General features: G+C 66.0%; 17 protein-coding genes. 4 read left to right on the top strand and 13 right to left on the bottom strand.

From position 1 onward, the window contains the following. The gene (locus tag ACQI46_RS23765) at positions 1-801 is read left to right on the top strand and encodes an SDR family NAD(P)-dependent oxidoreductase (RefSeq protein ID WP_427096508.1); all 801 of its coding nucleotides are present in this window, start codon (positions 1-3) and stop codon (positions 799-801) included. On the opposite strand, the gene ACQI46_RS23760 is transcribed toward ACQI46_RS23765, so the two are convergent. Continuing rightward, positions 798-1,859: an NAD-dependent epimerase/dehydratase family protein gene (locus ACQI46_RS23760; protein ID WP_427096507.1), complete on the bottom strand. Its 1,062-nt coding sequence runs from the start codon at positions 1,857-1,859 to the stop codon at positions 798-800. The genes ACQI46_RS23765 and ACQI46_RS23760 overlap by 4 nt on opposite strands. A gap of 58 nt (positions 1,860-1,917) precedes the next feature. On the opposite strand from ACQI46_RS23760, the gene ACQI46_RS23755 reads away from it, so the two are divergent. Beyond that, positions 1,918-2,715 (top strand): lysophospholipid acyltransferase family protein, encoded by a 798-nt coding sequence (locus ACQI46_RS23755; protein WP_427096506.1) that lies wholly within the window; start codon positions 1,918-1,920, stop codon positions 2,713-2,715. Between the two features lie 61 nt (positions 2,716-2,776). Next, a complete protein-coding gene (fadD12, locus tag ACQI46_RS23750; RefSeq protein WP_427096599.1) occupies positions 2,777-4,321 on the top strand; it encodes an acyl-CoA ligase FadD12 in 1,545 nt (514 codons plus the stop codon). Here fadD12 and ACQI46_RS23745 read toward each other — a convergent pair. The 5 genes from ACQI46_RS23745 to ACQI46_RS23725 all read right to left on the bottom strand — a co-directional run bounded on the left by ACQI46_RS23745 (position 4,318) and on the right by ACQI46_RS23725 (position 9,976). Then, positions 4,318-5,757: a WS/DGAT/MGAT family O-acyltransferase gene (locus ACQI46_RS23745; protein ID WP_427096505.1), complete on the bottom strand. Its 1,440-nt coding sequence runs from the start codon at positions 5,755-5,757 to the stop codon at positions 4,318-4,320. The two genes, fadD12 and ACQI46_RS23745, sit on opposite strands and share 4 nt — an antisense overlap. A gap of 54 nt (positions 5,758-5,811) precedes the next feature. Beyond that, a complete protein-coding gene (locus tag ACQI46_RS23740) occupies positions 5,812-6,843 on the bottom strand; it encodes a phosphotransferase (RefSeq protein ID WP_427096598.1) in 1,032 nt (343 codons plus the stop codon). A 75-nt stretch (positions 6,844-6,918) separates the two neighbouring features. Further along, the gene (locus tag ACQI46_RS23735) at positions 6,919-7,755 is read right to left on the bottom strand and encodes a mycofactocin-coupled SDR family oxidoreductase (protein ID WP_427096504.1); all 837 of its coding nucleotides are present in this window, start codon (positions 7,753-7,755) and stop codon (positions 6,919-6,921) included. Between the two features lie 40 nt (positions 7,756-7,795). Beyond that, a complete protein-coding gene (locus ACQI46_RS23730) occupies positions 7,796-8,920 on the bottom strand; it encodes a cytochrome P450 (protein ID WP_427096597.1) in 1,125 nt (374 codons plus the stop codon). Between the two features lie 333 nt (positions 8,921-9,253). After that, the gene (locus tag ACQI46_RS23725; protein ID WP_427096503.1) at positions 9,254-9,976 is read right to left on the bottom strand and encodes a TetR/AcrR family transcriptional regulator; all 723 of its coding nucleotides are present in this window, start codon (positions 9,974-9,976) and stop codon (positions 9,254-9,256) included. A 190-nt stretch (positions 9,977-10,166) separates the two neighbouring features. On the opposite strand from ACQI46_RS23725, the gene ACQI46_RS23720 reads away from it, so the two are divergent. Further along, a complete protein-coding gene (locus ACQI46_RS23720; RefSeq protein WP_427096502.1) occupies positions 10,167-10,949 on the top strand; it encodes an enoyl-CoA hydratase in 783 nt (260 codons plus the stop codon). 206 nt (positions 10,950-11,155) lie between these two features. On the opposite strand, the gene ACQI46_RS23715 is transcribed toward ACQI46_RS23720, so the two are convergent. Genes ACQI46_RS23715 through ACQI46_RS23685 form a run of 7 tightly spaced genes read right to left on the bottom strand, consistent with a single transcriptional unit; the run spans position 11,156 to position 16,964 of the window. Further along, complete coding sequence (locus tag ACQI46_RS23715) at positions 11,156-11,959, bottom strand: acyl-CoA dehydrogenase family protein (protein ID WP_427096501.1); 804 nt, start codon at positions 11,957-11,959, stop codon at positions 11,156-11,158. A gap of 2 nt (positions 11,960-11,961) precedes the next feature. Next, on the bottom strand, positions 11,962-13,083 hold the full coding sequence (locus tag ACQI46_RS23710; protein ID WP_427096500.1) for an acyl-CoA dehydrogenase family protein: 1,122 nt from the start codon (positions 13,081-13,083) through the stop codon (positions 11,962-11,964). Next, complete coding sequence (locus ACQI46_RS23705; RefSeq protein ID WP_427096499.1) at positions 13,080-13,511, bottom strand: nuclear transport factor 2 family protein; 432 nt, start codon at positions 13,509-13,511, stop codon at positions 13,080-13,082. The genes ACQI46_RS23710 and ACQI46_RS23705 overlap by 4 nt, the downstream gene beginning before the upstream one ends. Then, the gene (locus ACQI46_RS23700) at positions 13,495-14,715 is read right to left on the bottom strand and encodes an amidohydrolase family protein (RefSeq protein WP_427096498.1); all 1,221 of its coding nucleotides are present in this window, start codon (positions 14,713-14,715) and stop codon (positions 13,495-13,497) included. Before ACQI46_RS23700 ends, ACQI46_RS23705 begins: the two co-directional genes overlap by 17 nt. 38 nt (positions 14,716-14,753) lie before the next feature. Beyond that, positions 14,754-15,083 (bottom strand): hypothetical protein, encoded by a 330-nt coding sequence (locus ACQI46_RS23695; RefSeq protein ID WP_427096497.1) that lies wholly within the window; start codon positions 15,081-15,083, stop codon positions 14,754-14,756. Next, positions 15,076-16,413: an aromatic ring-hydroxylating oxygenase subunit alpha gene (locus tag ACQI46_RS23690; protein WP_427096496.1), complete on the bottom strand. Its 1,338-nt coding sequence runs from the start codon at positions 16,411-16,413 to the stop codon at positions 15,076-15,078. The genes ACQI46_RS23695 and ACQI46_RS23690 overlap by 8 nt, the downstream gene beginning before the upstream one ends. Positions 16,414-16,421: 8 nt before the next feature. Next, a complete protein-coding gene (locus tag ACQI46_RS23685) occupies positions 16,422-16,964 on the bottom strand; it encodes a carboxymuconolactone decarboxylase family protein (protein ID WP_427096596.1) in 543 nt (180 codons plus the stop codon). Positions 16,965-17,334: the final 370 nt, after the last annotated feature.

Raw genomic sequence — 17,334 nt, 5'->3', positions numbered from 1 at the left:
ATGCCCATCGCTGCGTCCGACATCCTGCTGACTGGTCGCGTCGCCGTGGTGACCGGGGGAGGCGCCGGAATCGGGCGAGGCATCGCCGAGGGGCTGGCGGCCTTCGGTGCGTCGGTTGCGGTATGGGAACGCGACCCGGACACGTGCACGGCCACCGCCGAAGCGATCGGCGGGTTGCCCGTGGTGCTCGACGTCCGCGACAGTGCCGCCGTCGATGCGGCGCTACAGCACACCGAGCAGGAACTCGGAACGGTCTCGATCCTGGTGAACAATGCCGGCGGGACCTTCCGCTCGGGCTTGCTGGACACTACCGAAAACGGTTGGGATGCGCTGTACCGCAGTAACCTTCGTCACGTCCTGCTGTGCACGCAGCGGGTGGCGCGACGACTGGTCGCCGTCGGTGCCCGGGGCAGCGTGATCAACGTGACCTCGATCGAGGGGGTACGAGCCGCCCCTGGGTACGCGGCCTACGCTGCCGCCAAAGCCGGCGTCATCAACTACACCAAGACCGCGTCGTTCGAGCTGGCCCCGCACGGGATCCGCGTCAACGCACTGGCGCCCGATCTGACGATGACCGAGGGACTGGCCGCGATGGCCGGCGGGGACATCGGAGGCGGTGCCGCGATCCCGTTGGGGCGTGCCGGACATGTCGACGAGCTCGCCTCCGCCGCGGTCTTTCTCGCCTCGGACATGGCCAGTTACATCACCGGGCAGACGCTGCACGTCGACGGCGGGACGGAGGCGGCCGGCGGGTGGTACGTGCACCCCGTCAGCGGGGCCCCGACGTTGGGGCCGGGCTAGGAATCCGGTGCCGGGTCGCCGATGCCGCGGCGGATCGCGCCCCACGGATCGGCGTACTGGCCCGGCTGCTTCCAGTAGGCGGAACGGCGCACCAATATGACCCGCACCAGCGGCGCGATCACCCGCAGCAGGTACTTTGACGGACCGGCGCGCCGGTGGGCCTCGGCGAGCATGTCCGGCCACGAATGATGTTGGAAGCCCAGCGCTTCCTGGGCTCGGGCGGTGTCCATCCAGTCGGTGACGAACCAGTCCTCATCGCTGTCCGGATTGCCTTTACGGCCCGTCGGCAGGCCGCCCTCGAGGCCGCGTGACGCGGCCAGAGCCGGGCCGACGTCGCCCTGCAACACGCGATGCGAGTCGTCCCCGGCGATCAGCAGGATCTCACCGGCGACATCGGCGGTCGTCGCCGCCGCGAACGCCCACGCGACGTCGCGCACGTCGACGGTGTGCAGCCGGCCGTCGGTGGGCAGCGTGCTCTCGAAATACAACGCGTCGAGGTTGAGCGCCATGGCTTTCGGGTCGGCGGTGAGGACACCGCCGAGGCGCAGCACCACCCACTCCAGCGAGGACGCCCGCACGATCGCCTCGGCCTCGGCCTTGTGGGTGCTGTACAGGTCGGAGTGCCGGGTCGGTGTCTCGGCGGTGACGGGGCCGGTGGATCGGTGTGGGTTGCGGGCACCGTAGACCGCGTTGCTCGATGCCTGCACGAAGCGTGGGGGAGTGGGCTGGGACTCGGCGATCCGGACCAGTGTCGCGGTCGCGTCGACGTTCACGCGACGCGCCAGGGCCCGGTTCTTGTAGATTGCCGGCGGGATGATCGCCGCGAGGTGGATGATGGCCTCGGGCGCCGCGTCGGCGACCAGACGGGCGGTCTGCTCGGCGTCGGTCAGGTCGGTCCACGCGACGGTGACGCCGGCGGGCAGCCGCTCGGCGGCCTTACGGTTGGCCGGGCTGTCCAGGTCGGCCACCACCACTCGGCGACCGAGTTCAGCCAGTCGGCGTACTGTGGCGGTACCCACCAGCCCGAAGCCGCCGGTTATCAGGACTGGTCCCGCCACTACGCCCCCTACCTGCGAATATGACATTCTCGTTATCCGAGAGTAACATAATCGTTCGATGCCCGACGAGCGCGCCGAGATGGCGAAGTGGGACCCTGGCTTCACCCGGCAGATCACGAACTGGGTGGGGCCCCTCATCAAGCGTTACTTCCGCGCCGAGGTGCGCGGTATCGACTCCATGCCCGACGCCGGTGGTGCACTGGTGGTGTCCAACCACTCCGGCGGCATGCTCACCCCGGATGTGCTGGTCTTCGCGCCGGAGTTCTACGGCAGATTCGGCTTCGACCGCCCGCTCTACACGCTCGCGCACTACGGGGTCTTCATCGGCCCACTCGGAGATCTGCTCCGTCGTGCCGGCGTGATCGAGGCGAGCCGCGAGAACGCGGGGCGCGCACTACGCGACGGCGCTGTGGTGCTGGTGTTCCCGGGGGGTGACTACGACTCGTACCGGCCGACGCTGACCGCCAACCGCGTCGACTTCGCAGGGCGTACCGGGTATGTCCGGACCGCGATCGAGGCGGGTGTGCCCATCGTGCCGGTGGTGTCGATCGGTGCGCAGGAGACCCAGTGGTTCCTCGCGCGCGGCGACTCGTTGGCGCGCAGGATCGGCCTGACTCGCGCCCGGATGGAGATCCTGCCGGTCAGCGTGGGTTTCCCGTTCGGGCTGTCGGTCATCTTCCCGCCCAACGTGCCGTTGCCGGCCAAGATCGTCACCCAGGTTCTCGAGCCGATCGACGTGCAGGCAGAATTCGGCGAGGACCCCGACATCGACGAAGTGGACCAGCACGTGCGCTCAGTCATGCAGACTGCTCTCGACGAGTTGGCGCGTCAGCGCCGATTCCCGATCCTGGGGTGATTGCGTGGCTGACCAACTGGGGCTTCTGAACACGCTGTGGCAGGCGAGGTTGATCGCGCCGATGCGGCCCGACCGGTACCTGCGCATGGGGTTGGCCGTACGACGCGCGGGCCTCACCGCGACCGTCGGCTTTGCCACTGCCGCGCAGCGCTGCCCGGACAAGGCCGGCCTCATCGACGAGCGCGGCACCCTGACGTGGAAGCAACTCGACGACCGGTGTGACGCGCTCGGCGCGGCCTTGCAGCAGTGGCAGCCGGGAACCGTCGCGGTCATGTGCCGCAACCACCGCGGTTTCATCGAGGCGCTGGTCGGTGCGAACCGCATCGGCGCCGACGTGCTGTTGCTCAACACCTCCTTCGCCGGACCGGCGATGGCCGAGGTGATCCAGCGCGAGGGCGCCGATGTCGTCATCTACGACGAGGAGTTCACCGAGACGGTGGACCGCGCCCTGCGTGATGTGCCGGACGCCACCCGCGTTCTGAGTTGGGTCGACGACCCGGGCGGGACCGCGACCACCACCGACGCGCTGATCGAGGCCCACCTGGGCCGTCGACCGCAACCGAGCGACCGTAAGAGCGACATCATCCTGCTGACCTCCGGTACCACCGGAACGCCCAAGGGCGCCAAGCGTTCTGCGGGCAGTGGTGGAGCCGGCGACCTCAAGGCCGTCCTGGACCGCACGCCGTGGCGCGCGGAGGAACCGATCGTGATCGCGGCCCCGATGTTCCACGCCTGGGGGTTCTCCCAGTTGTTGTTCGCCGCGCTGCTGGCGTGCCCGATCGTGACGCGCCGCAAATTCGACCCCGAGGCGACGCTGGAACTCGTCGACCGGCACCGGGCCACCGGCCTGGCCGTCGTCCCGGTGATGTTCGACCGCATCATGGACTTGCCCGACGAGGTTCGAAACCGCTACAGCGGCAGGTCGTTACGATTTGCGACCGCATCGGGATCGCGGATGCGCCCCGACGTCGTCATCTCGTTCATGGACCAGTTCGGCGACGTGATCTACAACAACTACAACGCGACCGAAGCCGGCATGATCGCCACGGCCACCCCGCAGGACCTGCGGGCAGCACCCGACACGGCGGGCCGGCCCGCCGACGGAACCGAGATCCGCATCCTCGACGACGACCGACGCGAGGTACCCACCGGCGAGGTCGGCCAGATCTTCGTCAAGAGCTCCACCCTGTTCGACGGCTACACCTCGGGAACCACCAAAGACTTCCATGACGGCTTCATGGCGTCCGGCGACATGGGTTACCTCGACGACGCCGGCCGCCTGTTCGTGGTGGGCCGAGACGACGAGATGATCGTTTCCGGCGGCGAGAACGTCTACCCGATCGAGGTGGAGAACACCCTGATCGCCCATCCCGCGGTCGCTGAAGCCACCGTGCTCGGCGTGGACGACGAACAGTACGGCCAACGGTTGGCCGCGTTCGTGGTGCTCAACGAAGCCGACGGACAGCCGTCGGTGGACGACCTCAAACAACACGTCCGCGACAACCTCGCGAATTACAAAGTGCCCCGGGACATCACGATCCTGCCGGAGCTGCCGCGAGGGAGCACCGGCAAGATCCTGCGCAACGAACTGCGCGAGCTGACCTAGTCGCTGCCACAGGGTGCGGGCGCCATCGCGCTGGTCACCGGCGCGGATTCGGGCAGGCCGCCCGCCGCGCGTAGTTCGTCGAACGCGTGCACCATCGCGTCGGTCGCCTCGTGGGGGTCGGTGAACGTGCGGTCGTCGGAGAGCACCGCGATGTCGAGCTGGTCGACGTAGCTCCACACCGTCATATTGAAGGCACTGCCCGCGGAAAGCACTCCGACGGAGTAGATTTCGCTGACCGGAGCACCGCCGATATGGCCGCGCTGACGAGGTCCGGGCACATTGGAGATCGCCACGTTCATGAGCCTGTTGTGGTTGGCGCGTTTGGACTGGGCACGAAACAGTGTGGGCGCCAACGGTGGTGGCAGGTACTCGAGGTACCGGGCCTGCAGCGTCGGTCCGAGGAGGTCGTAGTTCTCCTTGGCGCGCTTGGTCGCCTCGGCGATCAGCGCGACCCGCTGCAGCGGATCGTCGACGTGGACCGGTACCGAGACCATCAGACCGCCCAGTTCGTTGCCGGTGATGCGGTCGGCCGACTTGTCGATGCTGATCGGGACGGTCGCCAACAGCGGCCGGTCGGCGCGGCCGTCGTAGCGCAGCAACAATTCCCGCAGCCCCCCGGCGGACATCGCGAGGACGACGTCGTTGAACGTGACGCCCAGCTGCTTGGCCGTCTCCTTGACCTCGGCCAACGACAACGTCGCCGTGGCGAACGTGCGCACCGGTGACACCACGTGGTTGAGGAATGTCGGCGGAGCGTTGAACGGGCGGGCCAGGTCCGGGTTGGCGCGCCGCTGCCGGGCGCGCTGTCGCAGTCGTCGGACACCGCGGGCGGTGTCGGCCAGCAGGCCGGGCAACTCGGTGAAATTCTTGAAGTGGTCGAGCTGTGCCTCTTTGACCAGCTGCGCGGTAGACGGTGGGTCACACGACTCGGGCGGTCCGTCGCGCTCGTCCGGCGCGGAGCCCGCCAGATCCATCAGCCGCGCCAGCAGGTTGGCCGAGGCGACACCGTCGGCGAGGGTGTGGTGCACTTTGCCGATCAGAGCGAAGCGGTCGTCGGCCATGCCCTCGGCGAAATAGAACTCCCACAAGGGTTTACTGCGGTCCAGCGGTGTGCTGGCGATCCGGCCGATGACCTCGTCGAGTTCGCGGCGGCCCCCCGGCGCAGGCACCTGGACGCGACGCAGATGGTAGTCCAGGTCGACGGGGCAGTCGGGCAACCACATCGGGTGATGCAGCCGCCACGGGATGTCGACCAGCCGGTAACGCAGCGGGTCGAGCAGATGCAGACGGTGCTCGATGGTCCGGCGGAACGAATCGAAGCCGAACTCGCCCTCGAAACCCGAGGCGTCGATGACCGCGACCTTCAACGTGTGGGTGTGCACATTGGGCGTCTCGCTGTACAACAGCATCGCGTCCATGCCGTTGAGTCGCTTCATGGGCACAATGGAACCACCCGCCGGCCATGATCAGTTCCGTTTCGGCGAATGGGATCAGCTGCTGATCGTCTCGAGTGCCTCGGCGGTCTGCAGGTCGACGAACGCCGCGGCGTATCGCTGCGCCAGCGCGAGGCAGATGTCGGCACTCTGCCAGGCGTCGCCGCCCGACAGGGTGGCCATCCAGATCGCCAGCCCGTGCGCCACGGAGGCGCGGTAGCGCAGCCAGACATCGTCGCGACCGGGCATCTCGGAGGCAGGCAGTTCCAGGGCCCCGTGGTACTCGTCGAGCAGATCGCGTTCGCTGCGGCGGCGGTCCTCGATCGTCAGTGCGCCCTGAAGGAAGTAGCCCAGATCCAGGGAGTAGTTGCCTCGCCGCACCATCTGCCAGTCCAGGAAGCCGACAGTCTCGCCGGTCGGCGAATCATCCGGTGCGACATAGGTATTGCCGATGTGCGGGTCACCGTGCAGCAGGGTGGCGGGCGACGCGGTGAGCGTGCCGATGTAACGCGCCCAGATGTCGACGAACAACTCGGTCCCGCTCAGCGCGAGCACCTCGGGAGCGACGGTGTCGCCGAGTCGTTCGCGGGCGATGTCCAGCGGGGCGTATTCCAGCCCCTCGAAGGCCACGAACGGCTCCACCCAGGACAGGGCCGGGTTGCCTGTCAGCCGCTCACCCCAGTACCGGCTGTGCAGCCGGGCCAGACCCCGCACCCCGGCGGCCGCTTGATCGACCGTCAATGGACGGGTGGAGTCGCGCGGATCGGCGCCCCGTCCGACCACGTCCTCCATGATCATCAGGAAGTCGCGACGGTCTTCGTCGATCATCGCGGCATAGACGGCCGGGTGATTCAGCGGCAGCACCACGCCCGAGGCGAACAGCCTCGGTTCGTGGTACAGCCCGCTGGTCAGTGCGACCAGATCGGCGTGCTCAGGATCCACCGCCTTGGCGAACACCGTGGCAGGTCCGGTTCCCGTGGAGTAGCTCAGCGCGAGCCGGGCGCGACGGTTGGTGCCGTCGTCGCGCAGTGCGACCTGCACCTCGCCGACCTCAGCGCCCGGAAAGTGCCGGGCGAGCACGGAAGTCATCCACTCGGGGGTGATCTCGTCCCAACCTTGCGGGATCGCGAGTTCCTTCGACGGCACGCCGTTCTGGTCTTTCCGCTACTTCAGGCAGCTGCCGCCGTCGACCGGCAGCGTCACGCCGGTGATGAAACGTGCCTCGTCGGACGCGAGGAACAGCACCGCGTTGGCGATGTCCTCGGGCTCCACCCAGCCGATGGGCAGGGTGTGCATGAGCTGCCCGACAACCTTCATGTCGTCCGGGCCCGGGTTCTCCAGGTCGGGACGGAACAACTTCATCGTGGGCTCGTTCATGAACAGCGGGGTGTTCACGTTGGTCGGGTGCACCGAGTTGACGCGGATGTTCTGGGCGCCGAGTTCGACGGCGAAGGTCCGCATCAGGCCGACGACGCCGTGCTTGGCGGCGACGTAGTGGCCGGTGTGCGGGTAGGCCTTCAGGCCGCCCACCGAGCTGGTCAGGATGATCGAGCCGCCGCGTCCACCGGCCAGGATGTGCGGGACGCCGGCCTTGACGGTCTTCCAGACGCCGGAGAGGTTGACCCCGATCATGTCGTCCCAGTCGGGCTCTCCGGTGTCGTGCAGCAGCTGACCGCCGTTGCCGATGCCGGCGTTGGCGACGATGATGTCGAGCCGGCCGAACTCCTCGACACCGGCGTCCACGGCGGCCTTCAACACGTCGAAGTCGCGGACGTCGACCTCAGTGGTGTGGATGCGGCCACCGGCGTTCTTGACCAGATCGGCGGTCTCGGCGAGGTCCTCCGGGTTCGACAGCGGGATCAGCACGCTGTCGATCTGCTTGCAGATGTCGACGGCGATGATGTCGGCGCCTTCCTCGGCCATCCGGACGGCATGCGCCCGTCCCTGCCCACGCGCGGCGCCGGTGATGAATGCGACCTTGCCTTCTAGACGTCCTGCCATGTTCTTTCGGATCCTTACTGTCGTGGTGGGGTGGGTGGGTTCAGGCGATGAGGGTGGGCATGGATTCCCAGCCGCGCACCGCTGTGGTCTGCGACGGACGGGCGTTGTCCCAGTCGACTTCCCATTCGGGGAACCGCTTGAGGATCTCTTCGAGCGCGACCCGGCCTTCGAGCCGGGCCAGGGCGTTGCCCATGCAGAAGTGTGTCCCGGCGCCGAAGGTCAAGTGGGAGCGCAGTTCTCGATGGATGTCGAAGACGTCACCGTTGGGCGGGAAGCGACGGTGATCGCGGTTGGCCGCACCGATCATCAGCAGCATCGCGCTGCCGGCGGGCACCTTTTGCCCGTAGTACTCGGTGTCACGCGTGACGTAGCGGGCCATGTGCAGCGCAGGCGGCTCCCAGCGCAGGATCTCTTCGATCGCCTGGGGGATCAGGCTCGGATTCTGCGCCAGCTCGCGACGCTGGTCGGGGTAATCGGCAAGCGTCTTGCCGGCCCATCCGATCAACCGGGTCGTGGTCTCGGAACCAGCGGTCGCCACCACTGTCAGGTACATCAGCAGCTCGTCGCGACGCAGCCGCCGCACCGTACCGGTCTCGTCCTCGAACTCGACGTTGAGCAGATCGGTCATGATGTCGTCGGACGGGTGCTTGGTGCGGTAGTCGATGAACTCCTCGAACACCTCACCGGTGGCCATCAGGTCGGCGTTCTCGCTCTGCAGCGTGGCCTCGCCGTGCTCGGTGACCCGACGCTGATGCTCTTCGGGGATACCCAGTAGCATCCCGATCACCCGCATGGGCATCTGCTCGCCGAGGTCGTTGACGAAGTCGAATCGGTTCGTGCCCACGAGCGGATCCAGGCAGCGGGCGGTGAACTCGCGGATCTGCGGCTCGAGCGCCAGCACCTTGCGCGGGGTGAACATCCGCGACAGCAGGTTGCGATGGATGTTGTGGATCGGCGGATCTTCGAAAATCAAAGTGCCGGGCGGGATCTCCATGCCTGACTTGATGATTTCCAGGAGCGCGCCACGACCGGAGATGAAGGTCTCGTGGCCGATCAGGGCCTTGTTGACGTCGTCGTAGCGACTCAGGGCGTAGAAGTCGTGTGTCTCGTTGTAGTAGAGAGGCGCCTCTTCGCGGAGGCGGGCGAAGACCTCGTAAGGGGCCATATTGAGATCGACGCTGTAGGGGTCGTAGGACAGGTCGGCTGGCTGGGCATTCTGTACGTCGGAATTCTCAGCGCTGATCGTCACGGTATCCCTCTCGCCGGACCGGTGCTTTTTAGACAGAAGTCGTAAGACAGCGGGCTGCCATCTGTCTCACACTGTGGCACTCCTTACAGCGAAGTGTCAATGGTGGACTCAATCACGGCAGAGCGCGCTCTCCGATTAGAAGAACATGCCTCTCATGTGAATGGACGGCGTTGAACAGGTCTTTTGGGTAAGCGGAAGCGTCAACTGCCGATTTGGCGATTCTGACTCGTGAGAGCGGGGTTCTCGGACCTAGCGTGCGGCGAAACCGTGCGCGCAGAAGTCCCAGACCTCGTCGGCCGTGATGGGATTCGGAGTACCGTCGCCGGCATCGCCGCTGCTCTGTGCGACGAACATCACCGTCTGCATGGTCATGGCCGCCATGCGCTTCGGATTGATGCCCTCGCGGAGCTTCCCGGCGGCGCCGGCGTCCTCCATCAACTCCGTGAGCAAAGCAAGCAGCGGAGCGTGGGCGATCTTCACCTCGGAGGGATGTGAGACCAGCAAACGGGGGGCGAAGTCTGTGAACAGAGGACGTTTGGCCGCCGGGTCGGGGCGCGACGTCTCGAACAGCAACTGGATGGCGACTTTGAGTCGCTCGAGCGGGTCCTCCTGGCCGGACGTCGCGGCGCGGATCTGGTCCGCCGACCGGCTCAGAGCGTCTTCGAACAGGGCCAGCAGAAGCTCGTGTTTACCGTCGAACTGCAGGTAGAAGCTGCGAAGCGACTGGCGCGACCGGTCCACGACCTCTTGGACGGTGAAGTCGGTGCTGCCCTTTTCGATGATGATGGCCTGTGCGGCGTCGAGAAAGCGCTGCACACGCTGGGCGGCGCGGAGCTTGGCGGTCTTGATGGACCGCTCGACGGCGCGCTGCTTCCAGGCCGGCTCCTCGCTCGGCGTGGTCACCGGCGGCCCGTCGGCTGCAGACCGGTTGGGAAGAACATGGACTGACTGTACCGGAGATCGTCTTGCCATTGCGGTCCTCGACCCCCTCTCGGCCCTCGTGTCAGAGATTGTAACTTCCTCATCGCGAGAATAGTATTCTCGTTTTCGAGATAATAGAAGGCCTTCACAAGGAGCTGTCCGAATCGCGGCATTTCCAATCGACGCGATTCCCGCTCTCAATACCCGCACCCGCTGCGCTGAAACCCCGAGGATTTGCCGCATGTACATCGACTACGAGGTCGCCGACAAGATCGCCACGATCACGCTGAACCGGCCGGAGGCCGCCAATGCGCAGAACCCCGAACTGCTCGACGAACTCGACGCGGCGTGGCAGCGGGCTGCAGAAGACCCCGAGGTGGCAGTGATCGTGCTGCGCGCGAATGGAAAGCACTTCTCCGCCGGCCATGATCTGCGCGGCGGAGGACCCGTTCCGGACAAGATCACGCTGGAATTCATCATTCAGCACGAAGCCAAGCGCTACCTCGAATACACCTTGCGCTGGCGTAATGTGCCCAAGCCGTCGATCGCCGCGGTGCAGGGCCGATGCATCTCCGGCGGCTTGCTGTTGTGCTGGCCGTGCGACCTGATCATCGCCGCCGATGATGCGCAGTTCTCCGACCCGGTGGTGCTGATGGGTATCGGCGGTGTCGAATACCACGGGCACACTTGGGAACTCGGGCCCAGAAAGGCCAAGGAGATCCTGTTCACCGGCCGGGCGATGACCGCAGAGGAAGTGCACAGCACCGGAATGGTCAACAAGGTGGTGCCGCGCGATCAGCTCGACGCCGAGACGCGGGCGCTGGCCGAGCAGATCGCGAAGATGCCGCCGTTCGCGCTACGGCAGGCCAAGCGCGCGGTCAACCAGACGCTCGACGTGCAGGGCTTCTACGCCGCCATCCAGTCGGTCTTCGACGTGCATCAGACGGGCCACGGCAACGCGTTGAGCGTGGGCGGATGGCCGGTGCTGGTCAATCTCGACGAGATGAAGGCCAACATCAAGTAGTAGCCCCTCGCCCCGTTTTGTCGAGCGCGCGTGTCTGTTCGGCGGCGCGCCGGGCAGCTACGGCATTTTGCGCGCGTTCGTCGGCCGCGACCGTACGCAAAAGCGCGCGCTGTCTCGGCGTGTCGCCGGACAGACACGCGCTTTCGCGGAACGGAGTCACGCGGAACGCGAGTCTCGCCCAGAAGGGAGTCTCGCCCAGAACGGAGTCAGAGGTAGGCCAGGCGGGGGACCGAACCGCGGGCACGCAGGCCGGCACCGGCCTTACGCGCCAATTCCTTTGAGTTGCCCAGCAATCCGTCGAGCACCATGGCGCGCTTGATGTGCACGTGCAGTTCGTGCTCGTCGGTGAAACCGACACCGGCGAGCACCTGCTGACAGTGCTTCGCAGCGGTCAGCGCGGCCTTGCCCGCCGCTGCTTTGGCCAGCATGGCGGTCAGGTCCGCACTCTCGGTGCCGGGAAGCTCCAGCGTCGCCTCGGCGCCCTCGATGGCGACCAAGGTCTCCGCCAACCGGTGACGCACCGCCTGGAAGCCCGCGATCGGACGGCCGAACTGCACGCGGTCGAGCGCGTGTTGGCGGGCCAGGCTCAGCATCGCGCGTGCCGAACCCACCAGCCACCAGCCCACGGCACGCCGGGCTTCGCCCATGCGCATCAACTCCCCGTCGGGCACCCGCTTCAGCGGTAGACCGCCCAGCGTGGGGGATTCCGCACTCGGGGTGCGCTCCCACACCACCCAGCCGCCGCCGGTGTACGGCATCGGGGGCGTACCCCCGGGCTCGGCGCCGATCGTCTCGAGCATCACGTCGTTGAGCACCGACGCGTACGAACCGGTCTCGCCCAGCAGGCGGAACACAAGTGGGATCGCGACATCCGGCATGTCCGACAGCATCTCGGCCCAACCCAGCTCGGCCAGCGCCGTGTCGAGCTCGGGGCCAGAGGCCGCCAGCATGGTCTTGCGCAGGGTGTCCTCGAGCATGCCGAGTGACTGGGCGTCCATGTTCTGGTCCATGGTCACTCCTTCCCGAGATCCAGCAGACGGCGAGCGATGATGTTGCGCTGCACTTCGGCGGTGCCTCCGTAGATCGTGGCAGCCCGCGAATACAGGAACTCGGTGCGCCAGTCAGAGTTTTCGAGTTCGATCACGCTGGGCAAGAGATCGCGGACGGTGTCGTAGAACTGTTGTTCAGCGCCGGCGAGCAGCACCTTGTCGATCGAGGTGTCCGGACCCAGTCGCTGTCCGTCTGCCAGCCGGTGCTGGGTGGCCCGGGACCGGCACCGCAACGTGTGCAGGGCCAGATACACCTCACCGAGGTCGGAGTCCGACGCGGTGCCCAGGCCTTTGACGATGCCGATCAGCTCGTCGAACCGGGAGTACAGGTACGCGATGCGTTGCCAGAAGCAGCTGGACCGCTCGTAGGGCAGCAGGTCCATCGCGAGTTGCCAGCCATCACCGGGCTTTCCGAGCATCCGGTCGGCGCCGACGACGACGTCGTCGAAGTACACCTCGCAGAACTCGTCGACGCCGTGCATGGTGTGCAGAGGGCGCACCGTGATCCCGGGGGTGTCCATGTCGACAAAGAACGCCGTGATCGCCTGGTGGTTGGGAGTGTCGGCGTCGCCAGTGCGCGTGAGCAGGATGCACCGCTGCGAGAACTGGGCGAAGCTGGTCCAGACCTTCTGCCCGTTGATCACCCACTGATCACCCCGCTGGGTGGCGCGCGTGGTCAGCGAGGCCAGGTCGCTGCCGGAGCCGGGCTCGGAAAACCCTTGGCACCACAGCTCTTCGCCGCTGAGAAGCTTGGGCACCATTTCGGCGGCCAGACCGTCCGGGGCGTAGTCGATCATCGTCGGGGTCAGTACCTCGAGCATCGAATACGGTCCGGGCTCGGCGAGCCGCCGGCCCACGACTTCTTCGCCGACCACTGCGCGCAGGATTGCCGGACCGCCGAGTCCGCCGGCCGCTTCAGGCCAGCCGTAGCGATTCCAGCCGGCGTCGTAGAGCGCCCGCTGGACGCGGAAGAACTGCCGGATGTGGTCTTCCAGGGAGTGCGCGCCGTCCGGCGGAGTCAGGTCGTTCTCGTCGAGCCACGCCTGCAGCTGGGACCGGAACTCGGCGGTGTCGGTGGAGATCATCCCGCCTCCGGCCGTCCGATGGCGTGCGGGCGTCCGGAGTCGTGCTCACCGTTGCGCCGAATGAACGTCATGGCACGGGTTTTCAACCGCCAGCCGTCGTCGGTGCGGAGGTAGGTGTCGTTGTAATAGCCGATGCGCATGTCGTGCTTCGAGTGCTCGATGAAGCACAACGGCTGGGTGCCGGTCGCCTTGTCCGGGTCGTCGGCGTCGAGCGTCACCAGTGAGGTGCCGGTCATGAAGAGCCCCTTGGGCGCGGCGTCGACCAGCTCGGGGAAGCGGTTCAGCGTGTACGTCGAGCCGAATGCGCTGTAGGTCCCGTCCGGCGTGAACACCGAGACCAGTCCGTCGATGTCACCCTGGGTGATGGTGACTGCGTATTTCGCCAGGAGCTGTTGGATCTCGACGAGATCCTCAGTTCGGTTGCTCATGTCGGTAGACCTTACCGCCCTTCATTACAAAGTTGACATTGCGTGTAACGCCGATGTCCTCCAGCGGATTGCCGGGCACCGCGATGATGTCAGCGAGGTATCCCTCGGCGAGCCTGCCGAGCGAGTCCGACTTGTTGATCAGATCCGCTGCCACGACCGTCGCTGACCGCAGCACGGCTGCCGGCGGCATGCCCCAGTCCACCAGCGTGACCAGTTCGTCGGCGTTCTTTCCGTGCGGAATCGCCGGGGCGTCGGTGCCCACGGCGATCTTCACGCCGGCCTCGTAGGCGGCCTTGATCGACGTCCGAGCCTTCGGGAACATCTCGGCGGCCTTGGCTTGCAGTTCCGGCGGGGCCTTCGAGACGTCCATGTACTCGGCCAGTCGTCGCGTGGTCACCAGGAAGCGGTCGTTGTCGACCATCATCTGGATGGCCTCGTCGTCCATCAGGAATCCGTGCTCGATGCAGTCGATTCCGCAGTCGACGGCGTGCTTGACGGCTTCGGCGCCGTGGGTGTGCGCGGCGACCCGCAGACCGCGGCGATGCGCCTCATCGACGATCACACGCAGCTCTTCGTCCGAATAGTGTTGTGCCCCGGCCTCTCCCGTCAGCGACATGACGCCGCCCGAGCAGCACACCTTGATCAGTTGCGCGCCGTGCTTGATCTGGTAGCGCACCGCCTTGCGGATCTCGTCGACCCCGTTGGCGATGCCCTCCTCGATGGTCAGCTCGAGCACGCCGGGCATGAACGCGGCGAACATCGTCGGGTCGAGGTGACCGCCCGTCGGTGTGATGGCGTGACCCGCGGGGATGACTCGCGGACCTTCGATCCAGCCGGCGTCGATGGCTTTGCCCAGTGCGACGTCGAGCAGGAATCCGCCTGTCTTGACGAACAATCCGAGATTGCGCACCGTCGTGAATCCCGCCCGCAGTGTGCGCCGGGCGTTCCCCACTGCGCGCAGCACCCGCGTCGGCGGATCGTCCTGGACCTGAGACAGCCCGGGGTTCTCTCCGCGACCACCCATCAGGAGGTTGACTTCCATGTCCATCAGGCCAGGAAGCAGGATGGAATCCCCGAGATCGATGATCTCGCCTTCGGGTGTTCCGCCGATTCCGACGATGCGGTCACCGTCGATACGGACGACACCGGGGAGGATCTCCCCGGTGTCGACGTCGACGAGACCCGCTGCCTTGAGGGTCGTCAATGAGCCGTTTGCGCGAAGAGCGCCGGACGTGGCCACCGTCAGACCACCGGCTCCTTGATCAGGTTGATATAGGCCGCGCCGCTGTCGAGGACCCGCGGCTGCTTCCAGACCTCGACGGGGAAGCTCACCATGACGATCGACTGGCCCAGGTGCACAAGAGCCTTGGCGTCATCGGGCATGCTCTTGAGCGGGAACCGGGCGTCCACGTAGACCATGATGTCCTCGAGACGGGCCAGGCCGGCGTCGTAGAGCTCCTGCATCTCCTCCATCGTGGAATTGAGGCGCTTCTGGTAGCGCTCCTCCTCGGTGGGCAGGCACCAGTCGGCGAACCGCTCCAGATCGGCGAATTCCTCGGGCAGCTTAGGCATTGGCGGCTTCCTTCGACTCGGTGGTGGTGTGCTTGCCGTTCGTTGACCCGTTCTGGTTTGCGAGAGACTCCTTGTACCGGTCCACGTACTTGTGGGCGGTGTGGTGCAGGTGACGCAGCAACACTTCCTGATCGCAGAGCGGGAAGTCGAGCACGGCCCGGGTGCCGATCTGGGTCTGGGTGGCCTCCAGGGTGTTGGCGTCCTGGAACGCGTACTCCTTGAATGTCACCGCGGCCAGCTCCTGAGACAACCGCTCGCGCAGGTTCTTCGGCGGCACGAAGTAGAGATCGGCCTCGAAGATGTGGGTGTCCACCCCGGTGGGCCAGTAGTTGTAGGTGAGATACCAGCCGGGCACCCAGAACAGCAGGGTGAAGTTCGGGAAGAACTCGAACGAGTCCTGGCCCCAGGTCTTGTGGCGGCCCGGGTTGATCGCCGGCGGCAGCTCGTCGGGCAGGATGCCTTTGATCTTGGGGCGGTCCCACGGTCCGAACAGGCCGCTGTGCAGGATGCGCTCGATGGGCTTGACCATCTTGAGATCCTTGGGCGGGCTCATGCCGCCCCAGGACGAGATCATCGAGTGGTCGCCCTTGATGTCGTAGTGCAGCGCCTCGAAACCGAACTTGGCGAGCTTCTCGGCTTCCTCCTTCTCGGCCTGCTTCATGTGCAGGATCGGCGCGTGGTAGAACTCGACGAACGCGTCGATGAACAGCTTCCAGTTCGACTTGATCTCCGCGCGGTAGCTGTAGTGCTCGGTCATCTCGTGGAAGGGGTAGCCCTTCAAGCCCTGGCCGAATTCGCCGAGGTACTCCTCGAGCGAGACGGCGTTGTCGTCGAAGTTGACGAAGATGAAGCCCTCCCACACCTCGCAGCGCACCGGCTTGAGCGGGTAGTCCTGCTTGTCGAGGTCGAAGAACTCCTGCTCCTGCTGGACGAAGGTGAGGTCGCCCTTGAGGTTGTAGCGCCAGGCGTGGTACTTGCAGACGAACTGGCGGCAGCTGCCGGAAGTCTCCTCGCCGGGGTAGTCGTTCCACACCAGCTTGTTGCCGCGGTGCCGGCACAGGTTGTAGAACGCCCGAACCTGTTCGCCGTCGTTGACGATGATGATCGAGGTCCCGGGTCCGACCGACGGCATCTCGCGGGTGAAGTAGCTTCCCTTCTTGGGCAGCTGCTCGACCCGGCCGACCTTGAGCCATGTCTTGCGGAAGATCGCCTGTTGCTCGAGCTTCCAGTGCTCGGGGTCGATCGAGTCCTCGTAGTTGACCGGAGTGGTGCCGAGTTCGGGCCAGTTCTCGGTCCAGCTGCCGGCGGCAGGTTTCGGGAAGTGTGCCATTGGGTTCGCTACCTCTCTGGGTCGGTACTGGCGTCGGGTTCTACGCCAAAGGTGTTGATCGCCATGGCGAGTGAGCCATAGCAGCCGATTGTGAAGACGAGCTCCATCAGCTGGCGCTCGTCGAGGTGGTTGGACAGCGTTGTCCAGGTGGAGTCGGAGATGGCGGCGCGGTCTCGGAGCTCGTCGACCGCGGCCAGGACGGCGCGGTCGACTTCGTCGGCAGCCTCCCCGCGGGTGACGCCGTCGATGTCCTCGTCGGTGAGTCCGACGTCGCGGCCCATGGTGACGTGGTGACGCCACTCGTACTCGCAGTTGGTGTTGTGGGCGATCCGGAGCACCGCCAGCTCGCGCAGCCGCTCGGGCAGGCTGGCCCCGTAGAGCAACTGGAAGTTGAACCGGAGAAACCCTCGAGCGAGCTTCGGGTGCCGCACCAGGGTGGCGACGAGGTTGCCGGTCCCCTCCGGGTTGCGCATCTCCGCCGGCATCAGGCCCGAAAGCGCCTTGTCGACGGCCTCGTCCCACTGGTCCGCGGGCAGTGGGGCCACTCGCACCGTCGGCCTCCTCTCGTTCATGAGAATCAGGTTCTCATATTTGACCAACAGATTTCCACTTTCTGATGTCGGCGTCAACGGAGGCGGCCGAAATGGCCGGTCAGCGCGGCGAGGACGCGCGGTCTTCCTCACCGTCTGCCAGCATCGATGTCACTGCCGAACGTTGATTCTCGCTCAGCGAGAAGCTAGTTTCCTTGGAAGGAGAACAACGGCAGCGACCAGATGTCCTCGAGTGGGAGCCCGGGGCGGAAGGAAAGCCATCATGCACAAAGACGACATGATTTTGATCAGCGTGGACGATCACATCGTCGAGCCGCCGGATATGTTCAAGAATCATCTGCCGAAGAAGTATTTGGATGAGGCGCCGCGG

Source organism: Mycobacterium sp. SMC-4, assembly GCF_050205565.1.
Taxonomy (GTDB): Bacteria; Actinomycetota; Actinomycetes; order Mycobacteriales; family Mycobacteriaceae; genus Mycobacterium.
The sequence above is the reverse complement of the archived record's forward strand: the minus strand, read 5'-3'. Positions and strand labels throughout refer to the sequence as shown.

Excerpts from the sequence above, each read along its gene's own strand:
- ACQI46_RS23765 (WP_427096508.1), top strand. The coding sequence starts at position 1 with ATGCCCATCGCTGCGTCCGACATCCTGCTGACTGGTCGCGTCGCCGTG.
- ACQI46_RS23755 (WP_427096506.1), top strand. The coding sequence starts at position 1,918 with ATGCCCGACGAGCGCGCCGAGATGGCGAAGTGGGACCCTGGCTTCACC.
- fadD12 (WP_427096599.1), top strand. The coding sequence starts at position 2,777 with ATGCGGCCCGACCGGTACCTGCGCATGGGGTTGGCCGTACGACGCGCG.
- ACQI46_RS23745 (WP_427096505.1), bottom strand. The coding sequence starts at position 5,757 with ATGAAGCGACTCAACGGCATGGACGCGATGCTGTTGTACAGCGAGACG.
- ACQI46_RS23740 (WP_427096598.1), bottom strand. The coding sequence starts at position 6,843 with ATGACTTCCGTGCTCGCCCGGCACTTTCCGGGCGCTGAGGTCGGCGAG.
- ACQI46_RS23735 (WP_427096504.1), bottom strand. The coding sequence starts at position 7,755 with ATGGCAGGACGTCTAGAAGGCAAGGTCGCATTCATCACCGGCGCCGCG.
- ACQI46_RS23730 (WP_427096597.1), bottom strand. The coding sequence starts at position 8,920 with ATGGCCCCTTACGAGGTCTTCGCCCGCCTCCGCGAAGAGGCGCCTCTC.
- ACQI46_RS23725 (WP_427096503.1), bottom strand. The coding sequence starts at position 9,976 with ATGGCAAGACGATCTCCGGTACAGTCAGTCCATGTTCTTCCCAACCGG.
- ACQI46_RS23720 (WP_427096502.1), top strand. The coding sequence starts at position 10,167 with ATGTACATCGACTACGAGGTCGCCGACAAGATCGCCACGATCACGCTG.
- ACQI46_RS23715 (WP_427096501.1), bottom strand. The coding sequence starts at position 11,959 with ATGGACCAGAACATGGACGCCCAGTCACTCGGCATGCTCGAGGACACC.
- ACQI46_RS23710 (WP_427096500.1), bottom strand. The coding sequence starts at position 13,083 with ATGATCTCCACCGACACCGCCGAGTTCCGGTCCCAGCTGCAGGCGTGG.
- ACQI46_RS23705 (WP_427096499.1), bottom strand. The coding sequence starts at position 13,511 with ATGAGCAACCGAACTGAGGATCTCGTCGAGATCCAACAGCTCCTGGCG.
- ACQI46_RS23695 (WP_427096497.1), bottom strand. The coding sequence starts at position 15,083 with ATGCCTAAGCTGCCCGAGGAATTCGCCGATCTGGAGCGGTTCGCCGAC.
- ACQI46_RS23690 (WP_427096496.1), bottom strand. The coding sequence starts at position 16,413 with ATGGCACACTTCCCGAAACCTGCCGCCGGCAGCTGGACCGAGAACTGG.